Annotated in this window: 19 protein-coding genes; 11 read left to right on the forward strand and 8 right to left on the reverse strand. The window is 52.6% G+C overall.

Translation table 11 applies throughout. The annotated features are described in order from the left end of the window. Positions 1-88 precede the first annotated feature (88 nt). A complete protein-coding gene (locus tag FDX14_RS21150; RefSeq protein WP_137350188.1) occupies positions 89-1,372 on the forward strand; it encodes a putative acyl-CoA thioester hydrolase in 1,284 nt (427 codons plus the stop codon). A gap of 82 nt (positions 1,373-1,454) precedes the next feature. On the opposite strand, the gene pgl is transcribed toward FDX14_RS21150, so the two are convergent. Continuing rightward, a complete protein-coding gene (gene pgl, locus FDX14_RS21155) occupies positions 1,455-2,450 on the reverse strand; it encodes a 6-phosphogluconolactonase (RefSeq protein WP_061381928.1) in 996 nt (331 codons plus the stop codon). A gap of 165 nt (positions 2,451-2,615) precedes the next feature. Between pgl and FDX14_RS21160 the strand changes: the two genes are divergently transcribed. Beyond that, a complete protein-coding gene (locus FDX14_RS21160) occupies positions 2,616-3,434 on the forward strand; it encodes a pyridoxal phosphatase (RefSeq protein WP_061381929.1) in 819 nt (272 codons plus the stop codon). Here the strand turns inward: FDX14_RS21160 and modC are convergent, their stop codons facing one another. From modC to FDX14_RS21180, 4 genes are all read right to left on the reverse strand, one after another. Then, positions 3,435-4,493, reverse strand: a complete 1,059-nt coding sequence (gene modC, locus FDX14_RS21165; RefSeq protein ID WP_038638999.1) for a molybdenum ABC transporter ATP-binding protein ModC — start codon at positions 4,491-4,493, stop codon at positions 3,435-3,437. A 2-nt stretch (positions 4,494-4,495) separates the two neighbouring features. After that, positions 4,496-5,185 carry a molybdate ABC transporter permease subunit gene (gene modB / locus FDX14_RS21170; protein WP_137350189.1) on the reverse strand — a complete coding sequence of 230 codons (690 nt, stop codon included), beginning with the start codon at positions 5,183-5,185 and terminating at the stop codon, positions 4,496-4,498. Continuing rightward, on the reverse strand, positions 5,185-5,958 hold the full coding sequence (gene modA, locus FDX14_RS21175; RefSeq protein ID WP_042309657.1) for a molybdate ABC transporter substrate-binding protein: 774 nt from the start codon (positions 5,956-5,958) through the stop codon (positions 5,185-5,187). Before modA ends, modB begins: the two co-directional genes overlap by 1 nt. 198 nt (positions 5,959-6,156) lie before the next feature. Continuing rightward, positions 6,157-6,294 (reverse strand): AcrZ family multidrug efflux pump-associated protein, encoded by a 138-nt coding sequence (locus FDX14_RS21180; protein ID WP_252182550.1) that lies wholly within the window; start codon positions 6,292-6,294, stop codon positions 6,157-6,159. 142 nt (positions 6,295-6,436) lie between these two features. Here FDX14_RS21180 and modE point away from each other — a divergent pair, with 142 nt between their 5' ends. From modE to gpmA, 7 genes are all read left to right on the forward strand, one after another. Further along, the gene (gene modE / locus FDX14_RS21185) at positions 6,437-7,225 is read left to right on the forward strand and encodes a molybdenum-dependent transcriptional regulator (RefSeq protein ID WP_042309659.1); all 789 of its coding nucleotides are present in this window, start codon (positions 6,437-6,439) and stop codon (positions 7,223-7,225) included. A gap of 67 nt (positions 7,226-7,292) precedes the next feature. After that, positions 7,293-8,765, forward strand: coding sequence for a molybdate ABC transporter ATP-binding protein ModF (modF, locus tag FDX14_RS21190; protein WP_137350190.1), 1,473 nt, complete (start codon positions 7,293-7,295; stop codon positions 8,763-8,765). Positions 8,766-8,982: 217 nt separating this feature from the next. Then, complete coding sequence (gene galE, locus FDX14_RS21195) at positions 8,983-9,999, forward strand: UDP-glucose 4-epimerase GalE (RefSeq protein ID WP_137350191.1); 1,017 nt, start codon at positions 8,983-8,985, stop codon at positions 9,997-9,999. A gap of 9 nt (positions 10,000-10,008) precedes the next feature. Continuing rightward, positions 10,009-11,055 (forward strand): galactose-1-phosphate uridylyltransferase, encoded by a 1,047-nt coding sequence (gene galT, locus FDX14_RS21200; protein ID WP_038638980.1) that lies wholly within the window; start codon positions 10,009-10,011, stop codon positions 11,053-11,055. Between the two features lie 3 nt (positions 11,056-11,058). Then, positions 11,059-12,207, forward strand: coding sequence for a galactokinase (gene galK / locus FDX14_RS21205; protein WP_042309665.1), 1,149 nt, complete (start codon positions 11,059-11,061; stop codon positions 12,205-12,207). Then, entirely contained in the window at positions 12,201-13,241 is a 1,041-nt protein-coding gene (gene galM, locus FDX14_RS21210; protein WP_061381934.1) for a galactose-1-epimerase, read from the forward strand. The genes galK and galM overlap by 7 nt, the downstream gene beginning before the upstream one ends. A 233-nt stretch (positions 13,242-13,474) precedes the next feature. Beyond that, positions 13,475-14,227, forward strand: coding sequence for a 2,3-diphosphoglycerate-dependent phosphoglycerate mutase (gene gpmA, locus FDX14_RS21215; RefSeq protein ID WP_042309669.1), 753 nt, complete (start codon positions 13,475-13,477; stop codon positions 14,225-14,227). Between the two features lie 109 nt (positions 14,228-14,336). On the opposite strand, the gene aroG is transcribed toward gpmA, so the two are convergent. Continuing rightward, positions 14,337-15,389: a 3-deoxy-7-phosphoheptulonate synthase AroG gene (gene aroG, locus FDX14_RS21220; RefSeq protein WP_137350192.1), complete on the reverse strand. Its 1,053-nt coding sequence runs from the start codon at positions 15,387-15,389 to the stop codon at positions 14,337-14,339. Positions 15,390-15,705: 316 nt separating this feature from the next. Between aroG and FDX14_RS21225 the strand changes: the two genes are divergently transcribed. Beyond that, positions 15,706-16,080, forward strand: a complete 375-nt coding sequence (locus tag FDX14_RS21225; protein WP_042309671.1) for a YbgS-like family protein — start codon at positions 15,706-15,708, stop codon at positions 16,078-16,080. Positions 16,081-16,193: 113 nt separating this feature from the next. Beyond that, on the forward strand, positions 16,194-17,135 hold the full coding sequence (zitB, locus tag FDX14_RS21230) for a CDF family zinc transporter ZitB (protein ID WP_042309673.1): 942 nt from the start codon (positions 16,194-16,196) through the stop codon (positions 17,133-17,135). Here zitB and pnuC read toward each other — a convergent pair. Further along, entirely contained in the window at positions 17,132-17,851 is a 720-nt protein-coding gene (gene pnuC / locus FDX14_RS21235; RefSeq protein ID WP_137350193.1) for a nicotinamide riboside transporter PnuC, read from the reverse strand. The two genes, zitB and pnuC, sit on opposite strands and share 4 nt — an antisense overlap. 26 nt (positions 17,852-17,877) lie before the next feature. Next, complete coding sequence (gene nadA / locus FDX14_RS21240) at positions 17,878-18,921, reverse strand: quinolinate synthase NadA (RefSeq protein ID WP_137350194.1); 1,044 nt, start codon at positions 18,919-18,921, stop codon at positions 17,878-17,880. Positions 18,922-19,182 lie beyond the last annotated feature (261 nt).

The following is a 19,182-nucleotide window of genomic DNA, read 5'->3' on the forward strand; positions in this document are numbered from 1 at the left end:
ACTTTTTACCTTTTAACCTTCCCGTTTCGCTCAACTTAGTATAAAAAAGCAGGCTTCAATGGATAACTTTCAAAGCCCGGAGCAACCTGTGAACATATCATCAGTTTCCCGTCTGGCGCTGGCAATGGCTTTTGGCGTGACGCTGACCGCCTGTAGCTCTACACCGCCCGATCAAATTCCTTCCGCTCAGACCGCGCCAGGCACCGCTTCGCGCCCGATTCTGTCGGCCAATGAAGCGAAAAATTTCGTCGCCGCGCACTATTTTTCCGCACTGACGCCAAATACCGCGCCATGGAGCCCCTCTGCTATTACTTTGCCCGCGCAGCCTGACTTTGTCGTTGGCCCGGCAGGCACCCAGGGCGTGACGCATACCAGCATTCAGGCTGCGGTTGATGCGGCAATCATCAAACGTACCAACAAACGTCAGTACATCGCGATCATGCCGGGTGAGTATCAGGGCACGGTCTATATTCCGGCAGCGACGGGTAGCCTGACGCTTTATGGTACTGGTGAAAAACCGCTGGATGTGAAAATTGGCCAGGCCATTGACGGTGATATGAGCACCGCTGACTGGCGTCGTACGGTGAACCCGGGCGGTAAATATATGCCGGGCAAACCTGCGTGGTATATGTTTGATAATTGCCAGAACAAGCGCGGCACGAATATTGGCGTGATGTGTTCGGCGGTCGTTTGGTCGCAAAATAACGGTCTGCAATTGCAGAACCTGACCATCGAAAACAACCTCGGTGATAGCGTTGATGCAGGTAACCATCCGGCCGTCGCCCTGCGTACCGATGGCGATAAAGTGCAGATCAACAAGGTCAACATCCTGGGCCGTCAGAATACCTTCTTCGTGACCAACAGCGGCGTACAAAACCGTCTGGAAAACGATCGCCAGCCGCGTACGCTGGTGACGAACAGCTACATTGAAGGCGATGTGGATATCGTGTCTGGTCGTGGCGCGGTGGTATTCGATAACACCGATTTCCGCGTTGTGAACTCCCGTACCCAGCAGGAAGCGTACGTGTTTGCACCGGCTACCCTGTCAAACATCTACTACGGTTTCCTGGCTATCAATAGCCGCTTCACGGCAAGTGGTGATGGCGTGGCGCAGTTGGGCCGCTCGTTGGATGTTGATTCTAACACCAATGGACAGGTGGTTATTCGCGACAGCGTGATTAACGAAGGCTTTAACATGGCGAAACCGTGGGCTGACAGCGTTATCTCAAAACATCCATTTGCCGGTAATACCGGTGCGGAAGATGATAAAGGCGAAATCCAGCGCAATCTGAACGACACCAACTTCAACCGCATGTGGGAGTACAACAACCGCGGTATTGGTAGCAAAGTGATTGCTGAACCTAAGCAGTAATCGCCATTCTCTGATGTAAACCCGGCAGACTCATGCTCTGCCGGGCAATGTGCCGGATACTCATCCGGCATTAGACGCAATATTAGTACGCGTTAACCACCACCCACATCGGGCCCTGGCCTACCGCGTAACGACCTTTCTCCGTCAGCAACCCTTGTTCGCCAGCGATCTCGTACACCGCGATGTGATGAGATTTTTGCCCGGCGGCGATCAGGTATTTACCGCTGTGGTCGATATTAAAACCGCGCGGTTGCGTTTCGGTCGGCTGGAAGCCTTCTTTCGTCAGCACGCTTCCGTCTTCTGAGACGCTAAACACCGTAATCAGACTGGCGGTACGATCGCAGGCATACAAGTGACGACCATCCGGTGTAATATGAATATCTGCCGCCCATCGGGTATCGGAGAAATCAGTTGGCATCATATCCAGCGTCTGCACACACTCAATTTTGCCGTGCGGATCTTTCAGCTCCCAGACGTCAACAGAGCTGTTCAGCTCATTCACGCAATAGGCGTATTGCTTATTCGGATGGAACACCATATGACGCGGACCCGCACCTTCCACGGTGGTCACTTCTGCTGGCTCCTGCGCGACCAGATGGCCATCATCGCTGACGTCAAACAGACAGATACGATCCTGTTTCAATGCCGGAACCCACAGAGTACGGTTATCCGGAGAGATGTTGGCCGAGTGGCAACCATCCAGACCCTCAACCGCATCTACTAGTTCCACCGGCAGACCATCTTCCAGACGCGTGACACTCACACTGCCCGCATTATAGGAGCCGACAAAAACAAAACGCCCCTGATGATCGGTAGAAATATGCGTCGGGCTACCCGGCAGTGCAGACTCCGCAACGAAGGTCAGCGCACCGTCATCAGGCGCAATACGATATGCCAGAACACGAAACTCCGGGCGCACACCGACATAGAGATAGCGCTTATCCGGGCTGACGACCATCGGCTGTACCTGACCCGGCACATCAACCACCTGGGTCAGCGTCAAAGAACCATCGTGATTCAGGCTCCAGACATGAATTTGCTGACTCTCAGGACTGGCGGTATAAACGGTTTGTTTCATGAATACTCCTTTGCTTGTTGGCAGGTGGCTGCAATTGCCTGACACACGCCTAAGGTAGACGCTTTTAACGGTGAATGCTTAATTAAGACTCAGAATTTTGTCCGGCTCCCGTCTCGGTGTACCATTCCAACAGACACAATTCTCAACCTTAATCTGGAAAAACCTATGACCGCACGCGTGATTGCCCTGGATTTAGACGGTACCTTGCTGACCCCGAAAAAAACCTTGTTGCCATCCTCTCTTGAAGCGCTCTCACGCGCCAGAGAAGCAGGCTACCAACTTATCATTGTCACTGGTCGCCATCACGTTGCTATTCATCCTTTTTATCAGGCGCTGGCGCTGGATACACCTGCAATTTGCTGCAACGGCACTTACTTGTATGATTATCATGCAAAAAAGGTACTGGAATCCGATCCTCTTCCGGTTGACCAGGCATTGCAGCTGATCGAAATGCTGGATGAACATCAGATTCATGGACTGATGTATGTTGACGAGGCCATGCTGTATGAGCGTCCGACCGGGCATGTGGTGCGTACCGCTAACTGGGCGCAAACGCTGCCGCCGGAACAGCGCCCAACCTTCACCCAGGTTCCTTCGCTGGCGCAGGCCGCGCATGATGTCAACGCCGTGTGGAAATTTGCCCTTACCGACGAAGATATTCCAAAACTGCAGCAGTTTGGTATAGACGTTGAACAACAACTGGGGCTGGAGTGTGAATGGTCCTGGCACGATCAGGTCGATATTGCCCGTAAAGGTAACAGCAAAGGGCGACGCCTTACCCAGTGGATTGCAGCACAGGGAGGGTCAATGGAAAATGTGATCGCCTTTGGCGACAACTTTAACGATATCAGCATGCTGGAAGCCGCAGGCACTGGCGTGGCGATGGGCAATGCGGATGACGCGGTCAAAGCCCGCGCCAACATCGTGATTGGTGACAATACCACCGACAGCATCGCGAAGTTTATCTACACCCACCTGCTGTAATCAGGCGGTGATCGACACGCTCTTAATTTGCGCGTACAGCCACAGGCCAGGTTTGATGCCAAGCTCATCCCTGGCCCACGGGCTGATCCTCGCCCACAGCGTTTTCCCGCCTACCTCAAGCTGCACTTCCACCTGGCCGTTATCGTCATAGCACTGGGCGACCTTCGCACGCAGTATGTTACGAATACTGGTCTGCTGCGGCGGCTGGAGTACCAGCGAAACATCAGACGCCTGAATGCGAATGCGCAGCACGGATTGCAGCGGCTGCTCCAGCTTGTTGACCCACAGATGCTGATCGCCCAGCGCCAGCGCGGTCATCGCGTAGTGAGGATGATGCTCCAGCACGCTGACTTTCAGAATGCTGCTCTGCTGTTCTTTCGGCAGCCAGGGGTGCATTACGCTACTCCCCCAGACGTCCTCCAGCGAACCAAATGCTTTGACCTGCCCGTTTTCCAGCACCATCACTTTGTCTGCCAGGTGCAAAATCTCATCAAGCGAGTGGCTGACATACAGCATCGGAATATTAATTTCACGCGCCAGACGTTGCAGATAAGGCAGCAGCTCGCGTTTGCGCGGAATATCCAGCGAGGCTAACGGTTCATCAAGCAGTAATAACTCTGGCGCGGTAAGCAGCGCCCGACCAATAGCGACGCGCTGTTTTTCGCCGCCGGAAAGACTTCCCGGTAGGCGATCAAGCAGCGGTTCAATGCCCAGCAACGCCACCAGCTTATCAAACTGCCCGGCCATGCTTTTCGCCATACCGTAGCGCAGGTTACCGCGCACCTTATAATGGGGAAACAGACGCGCATCCTGAAATACATAGCCCACCCGACGCTTTTCAGGCGTTAAGCAGATTCCGTTTTCGACATCGTTTAACACCCGACCGTTAAGCACAATACGCCCGGACTGCGGCTGCGTCAGGCCGCTGATAGCGTTGATCAGCGACGTTTTCCCAGCGCCGGATACGCCAAAAATAGCGGTAATCCCACTGGCAGGCAGCGTTTCATTGAGCGTCAGGCAATGGGTTCCCAGCGTCTGGGAGAAGTTAAGTTCCAGCATGATTATCGCCCCGTCCGCTCACGGCTAATACGCGCCAGCCATTCAGAAATCAGCAGTGAAATCAGCGCCAACACAATAGAAATGATACATAACCTTGCCGCTGCGCTTTCACCGCCAGGCGTTTGGATCAGGGTATACATCGCCGAGGGGATGGTGCGGGTTTCGCCAGGAATATTGGAGACAAAGGTAATCGTTGCGCCGAATTCCCCGAGGGAACGCGCGAACGCCAGCACCGTCCCGACAATAATGCCGGGCAACATCAGCGGTAAGGTAATCGTCATGAATACGCGCCAACGCCCGGCTCCCAGCGTTCGGGCCGCCTGCTCCAGCTTGGCGTCGACGCCTTCCAGCGCCAGACGAATTGCCCGTACCATAAGAGGGAAAGACATCACCGCCGCAGCCAGCACCGCACCGCGCCAGCTAAAGGCAAAGGTGATGCCAAACCAGTCATACAGCCGCTCGCCGATAAATCCGCGCCGCCCCATGGCGATCAACAGCAGATACCCCACCACAACCGGCGGCAGCACCAACGGCAAATGCAAAACGCTGTCGAGCAGCGCTTTGCCCGGGAACTTGCATCGCACAAGCAGCCAGGCAAAGAAGATCCCAAACGGCAAACTAAACAGCACGGCCAGGGAAGAAACTTTCAGGCTCAGTATGACGGCCTGCCATTCAGGATCGGTCAGTATCATTACTTGGTCGTAAATCCATAACGTTTAAAGATTTCAGCAGCCTGCGGTCCTTTCAGGTAATCATAGAACGCGCTGACCGTTGCGTTTTTGTGCCCATCAACAATCGCGATAGGGTATTCCACTTTTTTGTGTGAATCTTCCGGGAAGGTCGCGACAACCTTGACGCCTTTGCTGGCGACAGCATCGGAACCATAGACGATCCCCAGCGGCGCTTCGTTACGTTCTACCAGCGCCAGCGCACCGCGAACGTCTTCCGCAGGTGCCAGTTTCGGCGCCAGAGTATCCCATGCGCCCAATTTTTGCAGTGCTTCCTTGGCATAAATGCCCGCCGGAACATGTTCCGGATCGCCGACAGCCAGGCGTCCACCATTCAGCAAACGGGTCCAGTTGGTTTTACTGTCGATAGTAAAGTCTTTCTGAGCGCTGGCTTTCGGCGCTACCACCACCAGACTGTTGCCTAACAGCGTTGCTCGCGTGGCGGTATCAATCGATTTTTTGTCTACCGCATAATCCATCCATTTCTGATCGGCAGAAATAAACAGGTCAGCAGGCGCGCCTGCTTCAATCTGACGCGCCAGCGTAGAAGAAGAGGCAAAAGAGGAGACGACGTCAACGTTCTTCTCTTTTTTATATTGCGTAGCAATATCCTGCATCGCGTTGGTGAGCGAAGCCGCTGCGAATACCGTGATTTTCCCTTCATCCGCCAATGCTTGTCCTGCGACAGAAAGAGAAAGCGTCGCCCCTGCAAACAAGCGTAACCATGTGCGTGCCATCTGTAGCTCCTTTGAGTTTCGTTATGTACGCGCAAATATAACGGTTAAGTCAGGATTTTCCCAGCGGTTATTAATACCAATTAGAGGTTACACCATGAAAATATCGGCAGGAGAAGCAGGATCTTGAGAAACTGTTGTCAGAGAAAACGAGCTGAAAGGCAAAAATATAAACGCCCGACTAAGCGGGCGTTTGGGGAATCAATGATTCTGTCTGGACTGGTCTTTCTGACCGATACCGGAAAAAATGTTGAACACTTCACCCAATCCGTAAATCAGACCCAGAATGATGGCCATCACCACAGGTACCATGATTACGGCGAATACCAGACTTTTCAATAACTATAACATGGTCAACTCCAGATATAGTCCTTAGACGTATTCTAACCGCATAACGCAGAAAAGCACTCCCCTTTTGTGCGGTCGGCTTTGCGCGCACGCGGTTTTCCGTCACAATACCCTTTTTTGCCAGGAGCTTGTGATGCAGGCCGAAATCCTTCTTACGCTGAAACTTCAGCAAAAACTGTTTGCCGATCCCCGTCGCATTTCTCTGCTTAAGCACATTGCGCTTTCCGGCTCCATCAGTCAGGGCGCGAAGGATGCGGGTATCAGTTATAAAAGCGCCTGGGATGCGATTAACGAAATGAACCAGCTCAGTGAGCAGACGCTGGTTGAGCGCGCCACCGGCGGTAAAGGCGGCGGCGGCGCGGTGTTGACGCGTTATGGCCAGCGTCTGATCCAACTGTATGATTTGCTCGCGCAAATTCAACAAAAAGCGTTTGATGTGTTGAGCGATGACGATGCGCTGCCGCTCAATAGTCTGCTGGCAGCCATTTCCCGCTTTTCACTGCAAACCAGCGCCCGTAACCAATGGTTTGGCACAATAACCGCCCGCGACCACGATCAGGTTCAGCAGCATGTCGACGTCCTGTTGGCTGATGGCGAAACGCGCCTGAAGGTGGCGATTACTGCGCAAAGCGGTGAGCGTTTGGGTCTTGAGGAAGGTAAAGAAGTATTAATTCTGTTGAAAGCGCCGTGGGTGGGAATCACTCAGGACGACGCCATTGCACAGGCAGCCGATAATCAGTTGCATGGAATGATTAGTCATATCGAACGTGGCGCAGAACAATGTGAGGTGTTAATGACGTTGCCAGACGGCCAGACGCTGTGTGCGACGTTGCCAGTAGAACAGACTCACGCTTTAGCTGAAGGTGCTAACGCAACAGCATATTTTAATGCAGACAAAGTGATTATTGCGACGCTGTGCTGAGTTGATTGACATCAGCCTGAAGAACACGTATCCCTGTTATTCATTGCTGCAAATAATGGGATACAAAATGTCATCATTGCAAATTTCGCAAGGCACGTTTCGTCTTAGCGACACAAAAACGCTCCAGTTAGAGGCCTTAACGTTAAACGCAGGTGATAGCTGGGCGTTTGTTGGCTCTAACGGTAGTGGGAAATCCGCCCTGGCCCGCGCGCTGGCAGGAGAATTGCCGCTACTGAAAGGCGAGCGGCACTGTCAGTTCACGCGTATTACCCGACTTTCCTTTGAGCAGCTACAAAAGCTGGTCAGTGACGAGTGGCAGCGAAACAACACCGATCTTCTCAGCCCCGGTGAAGATGACACCGGGCGCACCACCGCTGAAATCATTCAGGATGAGGTCAACGATCCCATGCGTTGCGCTGCGCTGGCGCAGCAATTTGGTATTTCTGCCCTGCTCAACAGGCGTTTCAAATACCTTTCCACTGGTGAAACACGTAAGACCCTGCTCTGCCAGGCGTTAATGTCTGCCCCGGATTTACTGATCCTTGATGAGCCTTTTGACGGGCTGGACGTGGCGTCCCGTCGCCAGTTAGCAGAACTGCTCGCTGAACTGCATCAGGCTGGTTTTACGCTGGTACTGGTGCTTAACCGCTTTGATGAGATCCCCGAGTTCGTGCAGTTTGCCGGCGTTCTTGCCGATTGCACGTTGACTGAAACCGGTGCAAAAGCAGACCTTCTGCAACAGGCATTAATCGCCCAACTCGCCCATAGTGAACGCCTGGAAGGTATTCAGTTACCCGAGCCGGATGAGCCTTCGGTCCGTCGCACGCTGTCCGATAACGCGCCGCGGATTGTGCTCAACGATGGCACCGTCTCGTATAACGATCGCCCTATCCTGCATCATCTGAGCTGGCAGGTAAATCCAGGAGAACACTGGCAAATCGTCGGCCCCAACGGTGCGGGAAAATCAACCCTACTGAGTTTAATCACCGGCGATCACCCCCAGGGCTACAGCAACGATTTAACACTGTTTGGCCGCCGCCGGGGTAGCGGTGAAACTATCTGGGATATTAAAAAACACATCGGCTACGTCAGCAGTAGTCTGCATCTGGATTACCGGGTCAGTACGACGGTACGCAATGTTATTCTCTCCGGCTACTTTGACTCAATCGGCATCTATCAGGCCGTCTCTGACAGACAGCATAAACTGGTCCAACAGTGGTTGGATATTCTGGGCATGGATAAACGGACCGCGGATGCGCCGTTCCACAGTCTTTCCTGGGGGCAGCAACGGCTGGCGTTGATTGTGCGTGCGCTGGTTAAACACCCTACTCTGTTAATCCTCGACGAGCCTTTGCAAGGCCTGGACCCGCTCAATCGCCAACTGATTCGTCGGTTTGTGGATGTACTGATCGGTGAAGGCGAAACCCAACTGCTGTTTGTCTCCCACCACGCTGAAGACGCCCCAGCCTGCATTACCCATCGACTGGAGTTTGTGCCCGAGGGCGAAATCTACGCCTATCGACAAACCTCTCTGCGTTAATTTTCATTTGAGGGCGCTTAACACGCCCTTTTTTCTGCATTTTTTTCAGATAAACTCCGAGATAACAACTTAACCTAATGATTTAAAATAAAACAACTCACGCAAACGAGTGAAAATGTCTCTGTGTAAACGATTCCACTAATTTATTCCATGTCACACTTTTCGCATCTTTGTTATGCTATGTTTATTGCATACCATAGGCTTAACGGAGCGAATTATGAGAGTATTGGTTACAGGTGGTAGCGGTTACATAGGAAGCCACACTTGCGTGCAGTTGCTGAAAAACGGTCACGAGGTAGTGATCCTGGATAACCTCTGCAACAGCAAGCGCAGCGTTCTGCCCGTCATTGAGCGTTTAGGCGGCAAGCATCCGACCTTTGTGGAAGGAGACATCCGTAACGAAGCGCTGATAACCGAAATTCTGCACGATCATGCCATTGACACCGTCATCCATTTTGCCGGGTTAAAAGCCGTTGGCGAGTCCGTTGCCAAGCCGCTGGAATACTATGACAACAACGTCAACGGGACGCTGCGTCTGGTAAATGCCATGCGCGCAGCTAACGTGAAAAACCTCATTTTCAGCTCCTCCGCGACCGTCTATGGCGATCAACCGCAAATTCCTTACGTTGAAAGCTTCCCCACCGGCACACCACAAAGCCCGTATGGCAAAAGTAAGCTGATGGTTGAACAGATCCTGACCGATCTGCAAAAAGCACAGCCCGACTGGAGTATCGCCTTACTGCGCTACTTCAACCCGGTTGGCGCGCATCCATCAGGTGATATGGGTGAAGACCCGCAAGGTATTCCTAACAACCTGATGCCTTACATCGCACAGGTTGCCGTTGGTCGCCGCGAGTCCCTTGCCATATTTGGCAACGACTACCCTACCAAAGATGGCACCGGCGTTCGCGACTATATCCACGTCATGGATCTCGCAGATGGCCACGTCGCCGCGATGGAAAAACTGGCGGGCAAACAGGGCGTGCATATTTACAACCTCGGGGCGGGCATCGGCAGCAGCGTGCTGGATGTGGTCAACGCCTTCAGTAAAGCCTGCGGTAAACCGGTGAATTACCATTTCGCCCCGCGTCGTGATGGCGATCTTCCGGCCTACTGGGCAGATGCCAGCAAAGCCGATCGCGAACTCAACTGGCGCGTAACTCGCACCCTGGATGAAATGGCACAAGACACCTGGCACTGGCAGTCACGCCATCCGCAGGGATATACGGATTAAGGATCAATCATGACGCAATTCAATCCTGTCGATCATCCACACCGCCGTTTTAACCCGCTCACCGGGCAGTGGATCCTCGTCTCACCGCATCGTGCAAAACGCCCCTGGCAAGGGGCGCAGGAAACACCATCTAAGCAGGTTCTACCCGCACATGACCCGGACTGCTTCCTGTGTGCAGGCAATACACGCGTTACCGGCGATAAAAACCCGGATTACACCGGGACCTATGTTTTTACCAACGACTTTGCCGCGCTGATGTCCGATACCCCGGACGCGCCGGACAGCCACGATCCGTTAATGCGCTGTCAGAGCGCGCGCGGTACCAGCCGCGTGATTTGCTTTTCGCCCGATCACAGCAAAACGCTGCCGGAACTCAGCGTGCCTGCGCTAACAGAAATCGTGAAAACGTGGCAGGAACAGACGGCAGATTTAGGCAAAACCTATCCCTGGGTGCAGGTCTTTGAGAATAAAGGCGCGGCAATGGGGTGTTCGAACCCCCATCCTCACGGACAGATTTGGGCCAATAGCTTTCTGCCCAACGAAGCCGAACGTGAAGATCGCCTGCAAAAAGCGTACTTCGCCGAACAGGGCGCGCCGATGCTCCTTGATTACGTCCAGCGTGAACTGGCGGACGGTAGTCGGACGGTCGTTGAAACTGAGCATTGGCTGGCAGTCGTGCCCTACTGGGCGGCATGGCCGTTCGAAACGCTGCTGCTGCCGAAAGCGCATGTTCTGCGTATCACCGATTTGACCGACGAACAGCGCGCTGATCTGGCGCTGGCGTTGAAAAAACTGACCAGTCGTTACGACAATCTGTTCCAGTGCTCATTCCCCTACTCCATGGGCTGGCACGGCGCGCCGTTTAACGGTGAAGAAAACCAACACTGGCAGTTGCACGCGCACTTTTATCCGCCGCTGCTGCGTTCGGCAACCGTGCGCAAATTTATGGTCGGTTACGAAATGCTGGCGGAGACCCAGCGCGACCTGACGGCAGAACAAGCGGCTGAACGACTGCGTGCGGTCAGCGACATCCATTTTCGCGAATCCGGAGTTTAAATAATGAGTCTGAAAGAAAAAACACAATCTCTGTTTGCTGAAACATTTGGCTACCCTGCCACCCATACTATTCAGGCACCGGGCCGTGTAAACCTGATTGGCGAACATACCGATTATAACGACGGATTCGTTCTGCCCTGCGCTATCGACTATCAAACCGTGATTAGCTGTGCGACACGCGATGACAGAAAAGTTCGCGTTATCGCGGCTGACTACGATAATCAAATGGACGAGTTCTCTCTGGACGCGCCAATAATCGCTCATGACAGCCAGCAGTGGTCAAACTACGTGCGTGGCGTGGTGAAGCATCTGCAAAAACGCAACGATGCGTTTGGCGGCGCGGATCTGGTGATCAGCGGTAATGTGCCTCAGGGCGCAGGCTTAAGCTCTTCGGCTTCGCTGGAAGTGGCAGTAGGCACCGTGTTCCAGCAGCTTTATCATCTGCCGCTCGACGGGGCGCAGATTGCCCTGAACGGCCAGGAAGCTGAAAACCAGTTTGTCGGCTGTAACTGCGGCATTATGGATCAGTTGATCTCCGCGCTTGGCAAGAAAGATCATGCGCTACTGATCGACTGCCGTACGCTGGGGACCAAAGCCGTTTCCATGCCTGAAGGCGTTGCGGTGGTAATCATCAACAGCAATTTTAAACGTACGTTGGTGGGTAGCGAGTACAACACCCGTCGCGAACAGTGTGAAACCGGGGCGCGTTTCTTCCAGCAACCTGCCCTGCGTGATGTCAGCTTTGAAACCTTTAGCGCAGTTGCTCACGAACTGGATCCGATTGTCGCCAAACGCGTTCGTCACGTGATCACGGAAAATGCGCGTACCGTTGAAGCCGCGCAGGCGCTGGAAAAAGGCGACCTGCTACGCATGGGTCAACTGATGGCAGAATCTCACGCTTCAATGCGCGATGACTTTGAAATTACCGTGCCGCAAATTGATACGCTGGTTGAGATTGTCAAAGCAACCATCGGCGATAAAGGTGGTGTGCGCATGACTGGCGGCGGCTTCGGGGGCTGTATTGTGGCGCTAATCCCGCAAGATCTGGTGCCTGCCGTGCAGCAGGCTGTCGCCGAACAGTACGAAGCCAAAACCGGTATTAAAGAAACATTTTACGTCTGTAAACCTTCACAAGGAGCCGGACAATGTTAAACGAAATTCCCGTAATGGCGCCCGACGGTCAGCCGTTCCGCCTGCTTACCCTGCGTAACGACGCAGGGATGGTGGTCACGCTCATGGACTGGGGCGCAACGCTGCTCTCTGCGCGTATTCCACTTAGCGATGGTAGCGTGCGCGAAGCCCTGCTCGGTTGCGCCAGTCCGGAGCAATACCCGGAACAGGCTGCGTTTCTGGGGGCTTCCATTGGCCGCTATGCTAACCGTATCGCCAACAGCCGCTATACCTTTGACGGCGAAACCATTGAATTGCTGCCAAGCCAAGGTGATAACCAACTGCACGGCGGACCGAACGGTTTCGACAAACGTCGCTGGCAGATAGTAAATCAGAATGACCGTCAGGTGCTGTTTGCCTTAACGTCTGACGATGGCGACCAGGGTTTCCCTGGTAATCTTTGCGCCACCGCGCAGTATCGCCTGACTGACGATAATCGGATTTCGATAACCTACCGTGCCACGGTTGATAAGCCCTGCCCGGTAAATCTGACGAATCATGTCTATTTTAATCTCGACGGAGACAAAACGGATGTGCGCCAGCACAAGCTGCAAATTCTGGCGGACGAGTATTTACCCGTAGACGAAATGGGCATCCCGCATGACGGGCTGAAATCCGTCGCCGGAAGCACTTTTGATTTCCGTTCCCCGAAAATCATCGCCAGCGAATTTCTGGCCGATGACGATCAGCGCAAAGTAAAAGGTTACGATCACGCCTTCCTGCTCCAGGCACAAGGCAATGCGCGTACTCCGGCGGCTCAGGTTTGGTCTCAGGATGAAAAACTGCAGATGGTGGTTTACACCTCCGCTCCGGCATTGCAGTTTTACTCCGGGAACTTCCTTGGCGGTACGCCTTCACGTGGGCCGGAGGCCTACGAAGACTGGCAAGGTCTGGCGCTGGAAAGTGAGTTTCTGCCGGACAGCCCTAACCATCCGGAATGGCCACAGCCGGACTGTTTCCTGCGCCCGGGTGAAGAGTATGCCAGCGTGACAGAATATCAGTTTATTCCTGCCTGACAGTTCATCCTGACAGGCCCGATAGCGTAAATTTATCGGGCCTGTTGTTTGTTTCCCACAGCAAATCCGCTCAAAAGCCCACCACCCAAAGACAAAATCGCAACCTTGAGTTCACAAGAACCTTACACTATGGCGCTATTTTCGCTATGGTTATGCGTAAGCATTGCCGCTGACTCATTACGGCAATATAATGAGAATTATTATCATTAAATATGATTGATAGGAGTGAGTGTATGGCTGTAACTAAGCTGGTTCTGGTACGTCACGGTGAAAGTCAGTGGAACAAGGAAAACCGTTTTACCGGTTGGTATGACGTTGATCTATCCGAGAAAGGCGTAGGCGAAGCAAAAGCGGCAGGCAAACTGCTGAAAGAGGAAGGCTATAGCTTCGATTTTGCCTATACTTCTGTGCTGAAACGTGCCATCCATACCCTATGGAATGTCCTGGATGAACTGGATCAGGCCTGGCTGCCGGTTGAGAAATCCTGGAAACTGAACGAGCGTCATTACGGCGCGCTACAGGGTCTGAACAAAGCAGAAACCGCTGAAAAATACGGTGATGAGCAGGTTAAGCAATGGCGTCGCGGCTTTGCGGTTACCCCACCGGAACTGACCAAAGATGACGAGCGTTATCCGGGTCACGATCCGCGTTATGCCAAACTGACTGACAAAGAACTGCCGGTCACCGAAAGCCTGGCGCTGACCATCGATCGTGTGATTCCTTACTGGAATGAAACCATTCTGCCACGTATGAAAAGCGGTGAGCGCGTGATTATAGCCGCTCACGGCAACTCCCTGCGTGCACTGGTGAAATACCTGGATAACATGGGCGAAGATGAAATCCTCGAATTGAACATCCCGACCGGTGTACCGCTGGTGTATGAGTTCGACGAAAACTTTAAGCCGATCAAACACTACTATCTGGGCAACGCTGACGAGATCGCGGCAAAAGCCGCAGCCGTTGCTAACCAGGGTAAAGCGAAGTAATTTTCATCCCGGGTCAAACGAAAAAAGCGTGGAATGCTCCACGCTTTTTTTATTGCCGGATGGCGGCGTTGCCTTATCCGGCTTACCGGGGATAACCCGGATGAGTTTTTTACCCGCGGCGCGCTTTTACCGCTTCCGCCAACTGGCGTAACACCGCATCGGTATCTTCCCAACCAATGCAGGCGTCGGTGATGCTCTTGCCGTAGGTCAGTGGTTCACCACTATCCGGGTTCTGATTACCTTCAACCAGATGGCTTTCAATCATCACACCAATAATTGCTTTTTCACCACCGGCAACCTGCCCGCAAACGTCTTTCGCAACATCCATCTGCTTTTTGAACTGCTTGCTGGAGTTGGCATGGCTAAAGTCGATCATCACCTGCGGAGAAAGCCCCGCTTTGACCAGACCGTCTTTCACGTCGGCAACGTGCTGAGCGCTGTAGTTCGGCTCTTTGCCGCCGCGCAGAATGATATGGCAATCGCCATTACCGCTGGTATTCACAATCGCCGAATGACCCCATTTGGTGACAGACAGGAAGCAATGCGGCGCCCCGGCAGCATTGATTGCATCAATGGCGACTTTGATGGTGCCATCAGTACCGTTTTTAAAACCAACCGGGCAGGACAAACCTGACGCCAACTCACGGTGTACCTGAGATTCTGTGGTACGTGCGCCAATTGCGCCCCAGCTCATAAGATCGGCAAGATATTGCGGGGTGATCATATCCAGGAACTCGCCTGCTGCCGGCAAACCACTGTCGTTGATATCCAGCAGCAGTTTACGGGCAATGCGCAGACCGTCGTTGATCTGGAAGCTGTTATCCATGTGCGGATCGTTGATAAGTCCTTTCCAGCCTACGGTAGTACGCGGTTTTTCAAAATAGACGCGCATGACGATTTCAAGTTCGCCTTTTAACTCTTCACGTAGCGCCAACAAGCGAGCGGCATACTCTTTAGCCGCTGCCGGATCATGAATAGAACACGGCCCAATCACCACCAGCAGACGATCGTCACTGCCTTTGAGAATTTTATGAATCGCCTTACGGGCATGCGCCACCGTATTGGCGGCATTTTCAGTAGCGGGGAATTTTTCCAGCAGTGCGACCGGGGGTAATAATTCGTTGATCTCTTTAATGCGTAAATCGTCGTTCTGATAATTCATGATTATTCCAGCGTTGCCATACTTATATAAATGAATGCAATCCCTCCAATCTATATCTTCAGTCATAAAGTGTAAACGGGGTTTTACACTTTGGACGGATTAATCCTGGAATAGGCCAAAAAAACGCAATAAAGTAGCGAAAAAAGAGATCAAGACTACAATTTATAACTGCAACAGCTTAAATTTTCATATATTTCAAGATTCTATGCTGGTTATAATTTCTATAGCAAAACTTTTAACCACATCCTGCTGATGTATTGGCACATGCACTGTTGGAAGACGTTATCCGACATCTCTATCATAACAGGAGCATAATATGCATATGACAAAGCTGACTTCACTCTTTTTGACAGCCACACTCAGCCTCGCCAGCGGCGCGGCACTGGCAGCTGACACCAGCACGCAGTCGAATAACGGCCAGGCAAATTCCGCGGCAGATGCCGGTCAAGTCGCGCCAGACGCACGCGAAAACGTTGCGCCGAATAATGTCGATAACAACAATGTGAATTCGGGTGGCACAATGCTGCATCCGGACGGTTCATCAATGAACCATGAAGGAATGACCAAAGACGAGGTGCATAAAAACACCATGTGTAAGGACGGACACTGCCCGGATGTAAATAAGAAGGTTGAGACCGGAAACGGCATCAATAATGATGCCGACACCAAAACTGACGGTACTACCCAGTAGCGCTGAAAATAAAGCTAATAACGGGAGAGCAATAGCTCTCCTTTTTAATTTTATCACCCTAAAAACGGTATCATGACATACAGTAAAGGTGAGAATAACAAAGGGATGGCATAATGGCGCACTCACATACTCATACTTCTCCTGAGCAACCTAAGGACAATAATGCCCGCAGACTGCTTTTCGCATTCTGCATCACAGCCGGATTTATGCTGGTTGAAGTGGTGGGTGGGGTACTTTCAGGCTCGCTGGCATTACTGGCCGATGCCGGACATATGCTCACAGATGCCGCCGCGCTTCTATTTGCGCTGTTGGCGGTCCAGTTTTCCAGACGCCCGCCCACTATACGGCACACTTTCGGCTGGTTGAGACTCACAACATTAGCCGCGTTTGTTAACGCTATCGCATTGGTTGTGATCACCATTTTAATCGTCTGGGAGGCGATTGAGCGCTTTCATACGCCACGTCCCGTAGCGGGCGGCATGATGATGATCATTGCTGTCGCGGGCTTACTGGCGAACGTGCTCGCTTTTTGGGTTTTACATCGCGGCAGTGAAGAGAAAAACCTTAACGTCCGCGCCGCAGCACTACACGTAATGGGCGATTTGCTCGGCTCGGTTGGGGCAATCATCGCTGCGCTGATTATCATCTGGACAGGCTGGACACCAGCGGACCCGATTCTCTCGATTCTGGTTTCCGTGTTGGTACTGCGTAGCGCCTGGCGGTTGTTAAAAGATAGCGTAAATGAATTACTGGAAGGCGCTCCGCTTACATTGGATATTGCCGCATTGCAGCGCCATCTCAGCCGGGATATCCCCGAAGTTCGCAATGTGCATCATGTACACGTCTGGATGGTAGGTGAAAAACCGGTCATGACGCTGCATGTGCAGGTAGTCCCGCCGCACGATCACGACGCCCTGCTGGAGCGTATTCAACATTTCCTGATTCATCACTACCAAATTGAACACGCCACGATCCAGATGGAATATCAGCCATGCAATGGGCCGGACTGCCACCTGTATCAGGGCGTGTCCGGCCATGCACATCATCACCATTAATGGGACAGCGCGTGGGAACCACGTTCACGCGCGCTGTTAATCCACATCCTGCTTCCGTTCAGGGCGATAACCGTCAGGATCATATATTCCAGTGACATGGCATATACGCCTTGCAGAGCAAAGATCACTACGCTAATGACGTTAATGATCACCCACAACAGCCAGTTTTCAACGTATTTGCGCGTCATCAGGATCATCGCCACAATCGACAACACCATCATGCAGGAATCCCAGAACGGGAATGCATCGGGTTGCAACTCAGGAGCAGCTACCTGTAATCCCAGCCCCTGCATAATGTTCACGGCAATACGTGTCAAAAATGCAAACACCGGATCGATATAGACCGACATCAGGCCAATCGCCACCACGCAAGCAGCCAGCCAACCGATCGCTTTCGGTAACGGCAACCAGCGTATTTTCAACTCTGCCTCATGCTGGTTGGTTTGCCGGGACCAGGCATACCAGCCGTAGATATTCGCGGCAAAAAAGAAAACCTGCAGCAACAGGCTAGCATAGAGCTGGATCTGAAAGAAAATAATCGCAAACAGCGTGACGTTTATCAGTCCGAAGAAGTAATTACTGATTTTCTCAAGGCTCGCAAGGCCAATACACAATAAGCCGGCGATCGTCCCCACGGCTTCGATCCACGACAGATCGTAACCGCCCGCACCGATCGGAATATGTACCAGAATGTTCTGCGTGCTAAAAAAGTCCATCTTTTCCCCCAGAGCAAATAAATTACTTAAGCCCGAAGTGTAGCCGCAAATTCCAACATGCGGTTTAACGGCAGCAATGCACCTTCTCGCAACGCTGCATCTACATGTATCTCGTGAGCCGCTCCCCCCTGCTCCAGCCCCTCAGCAATCGCCTTGAGGCCGTTCATCGCCATCCACGGACAATGCGCACAACTGCGACAGGTTGCCCCTTCGCCAGCCGTTGGCGCTTCAAGCAACTCTTTATCGGGAACAGCTTGCTGCATTTTGTAAAAAATACCCCGGTCTGTCGCCACTATCAGTTGCTGGTGCGGTAACGATTTTGCTGCGTTGATTAACTGGCTGGTTGACCCGACCGCATCGGCCATATCAACGATGGACTGAGGTGACTCCGGGTGCACCAGCACGGCGGCATCGGGGTAAAGCCCCTTCATACGCGTTAATGCCTGGGTTTTGAATTCATCGTGGACAATACAGGCCCCCTGCCAACAGAGCACATCTGCGCCGGTCTGTTTTTGCACGTAGTTGCCCAGATGTCTGTCCGGGGCCCAGATGATTTTTTCACCTAAACTATCAAGATGCTCAATAAGTTCAACCGCAATACTGGAGGTCACAACCCAGTCGGCACGCGCTTTAACTGCCGCTGAGGTATTGGCGTAAACCACCACGGTGCGATCCGGATGCGCGTCGCAAAATGCGCTGAACGCATCAATTGGACAACCCAGATCTAATGAACATTCCGCCTGCAGGGTCGGCATCAGGATGGTCTTTTCCGGGCTGAGAATTTTGGCGGTTTCTCCCATAAATCTCACGCCCGCAACCAACAGCGTAGAAGCGGGATGTTTTGAGCCGAACCGCGCCATCTCCAGAGAATCAGAAATACAGCCGCCGGTCTCTTCGGCCAACTGTTGGATTTCAGGATCGGTGTAATAGTGCGCGACCATAACGGCATCACGCTCTTTCAGCAGGCGCTTGATTTTTTTACGGTAAAATTGTTTTTCGTCCGCACTCAGCGGTGCTGGCTTCGGCGGGAACGGATAAATTGCTGCTTCAGGATCAAACATCACGCTCATCTTGCTTTCTCGTTTTACTAGCTTAACGAAATAACCGATTAAAAGCGTGACGCACGCCATATTCGGTTCGATTTGTTTTATATGCTAAACAAGATAGCGGATTAGCGCAGAAAAGTCACAATAATTGCGTGTGATGAGTGCCGGATGGCGACTGGCGTCTTATCCGGCCTACATTTGGCACCCGTAGGCCTGATAAGCGAAACGCATCAGGCAAATCTTCCATATCGCAGATAGCAAAAAGGCGCCTTTAGGGCGCCTTTT

This window comes from Citrobacter sp. wls710 (genome assembly GCF_005281115.1).
GTDB classification, from domain to species: Bacteria; Pseudomonadota; Gammaproteobacteria; order Enterobacterales; family Enterobacteriaceae; genus Citrobacter; species Citrobacter werkmanii.

Excerpts from the sequence above, each read along its gene's own strand:
- pgl (WP_061381928.1), bottom strand. The coding sequence starts at position 2,450 with ATGAAACAAACCGTTTATACCGCCAGTCCTGAGAGTCAGCAAATTCAT.
- FDX14_RS21160 (WP_061381929.1), top strand. The coding sequence starts at position 2,616 with ATGACCGCACGCGTGATTGCCCTGGATTTAGACGGTACCTTGCTGACC.
- modC (WP_038638999.1), bottom strand. The coding sequence starts at position 4,493 with ATGCTGGAACTTAACTTCTCCCAGACGCTGGGAACCCATTGCCTGACG.
- modB (WP_137350189.1), bottom strand. The coding sequence starts at position 5,185 with ATGATACTGACCGATCCTGAATGGCAGGCCGTCATACTGAGCCTGAAA.
- modA (WP_042309657.1), bottom strand. The coding sequence starts at position 5,958 with ATGGCACGCACATGGTTACGCTTGTTTGCAGGGGCGACGCTTTCTCTT.
- modE (WP_042309659.1), top strand. The coding sequence starts at position 6,437 with ATGCAGGCCGAAATCCTTCTTACGCTGAAACTTCAGCAAAAACTGTTT.
- modF (WP_137350190.1), top strand. The coding sequence starts at position 7,293 with ATGTCATCATTGCAAATTTCGCAAGGCACGTTTCGTCTTAGCGACACA.
- galE (WP_137350191.1), top strand. The coding sequence starts at position 8,983 with ATGAGAGTATTGGTTACAGGTGGTAGCGGTTACATAGGAAGCCACACT.
- galT (WP_038638980.1), top strand. The coding sequence starts at position 10,009 with ATGACGCAATTCAATCCTGTCGATCATCCACACCGCCGTTTTAACCCG.
- galK (WP_042309665.1), top strand. The coding sequence starts at position 11,059 with ATGAGTCTGAAAGAAAAAACACAATCTCTGTTTGCTGAAACATTTGGC.
- galM (WP_061381934.1), top strand. The coding sequence starts at position 12,201 with ATGTTAAACGAAATTCCCGTAATGGCGCCCGACGGTCAGCCGTTCCGC.
- gpmA (WP_042309669.1), top strand. The coding sequence starts at position 13,475 with ATGGCTGTAACTAAGCTGGTTCTGGTACGTCACGGTGAAAGTCAGTGG.
- aroG (WP_137350192.1), bottom strand. The coding sequence starts at position 15,389 with ATGAATTATCAGAACGACGATTTACGCATTAAAGAGATCAACGAATTA.
- FDX14_RS21225 (WP_042309671.1), top strand. The coding sequence starts at position 15,706 with ATGCATATGACAAAGCTGACTTCACTCTTTTTGACAGCCACACTCAGC.
- zitB (WP_042309673.1), top strand. The coding sequence starts at position 16,194 with ATGGCGCACTCACATACTCATACTTCTCCTGAGCAACCTAAGGACAAT.
- pnuC (WP_137350193.1), bottom strand. The coding sequence starts at position 17,851 with ATGGACTTTTTTAGCACGCAGAACATTCTGGTACATATTCCGATCGGT.
- nadA (WP_137350194.1), bottom strand. The coding sequence starts at position 18,921 with ATGAGCGTGATGTTTGATCCTGAAGCAGCAATTTATCCGTTCCCGCCG.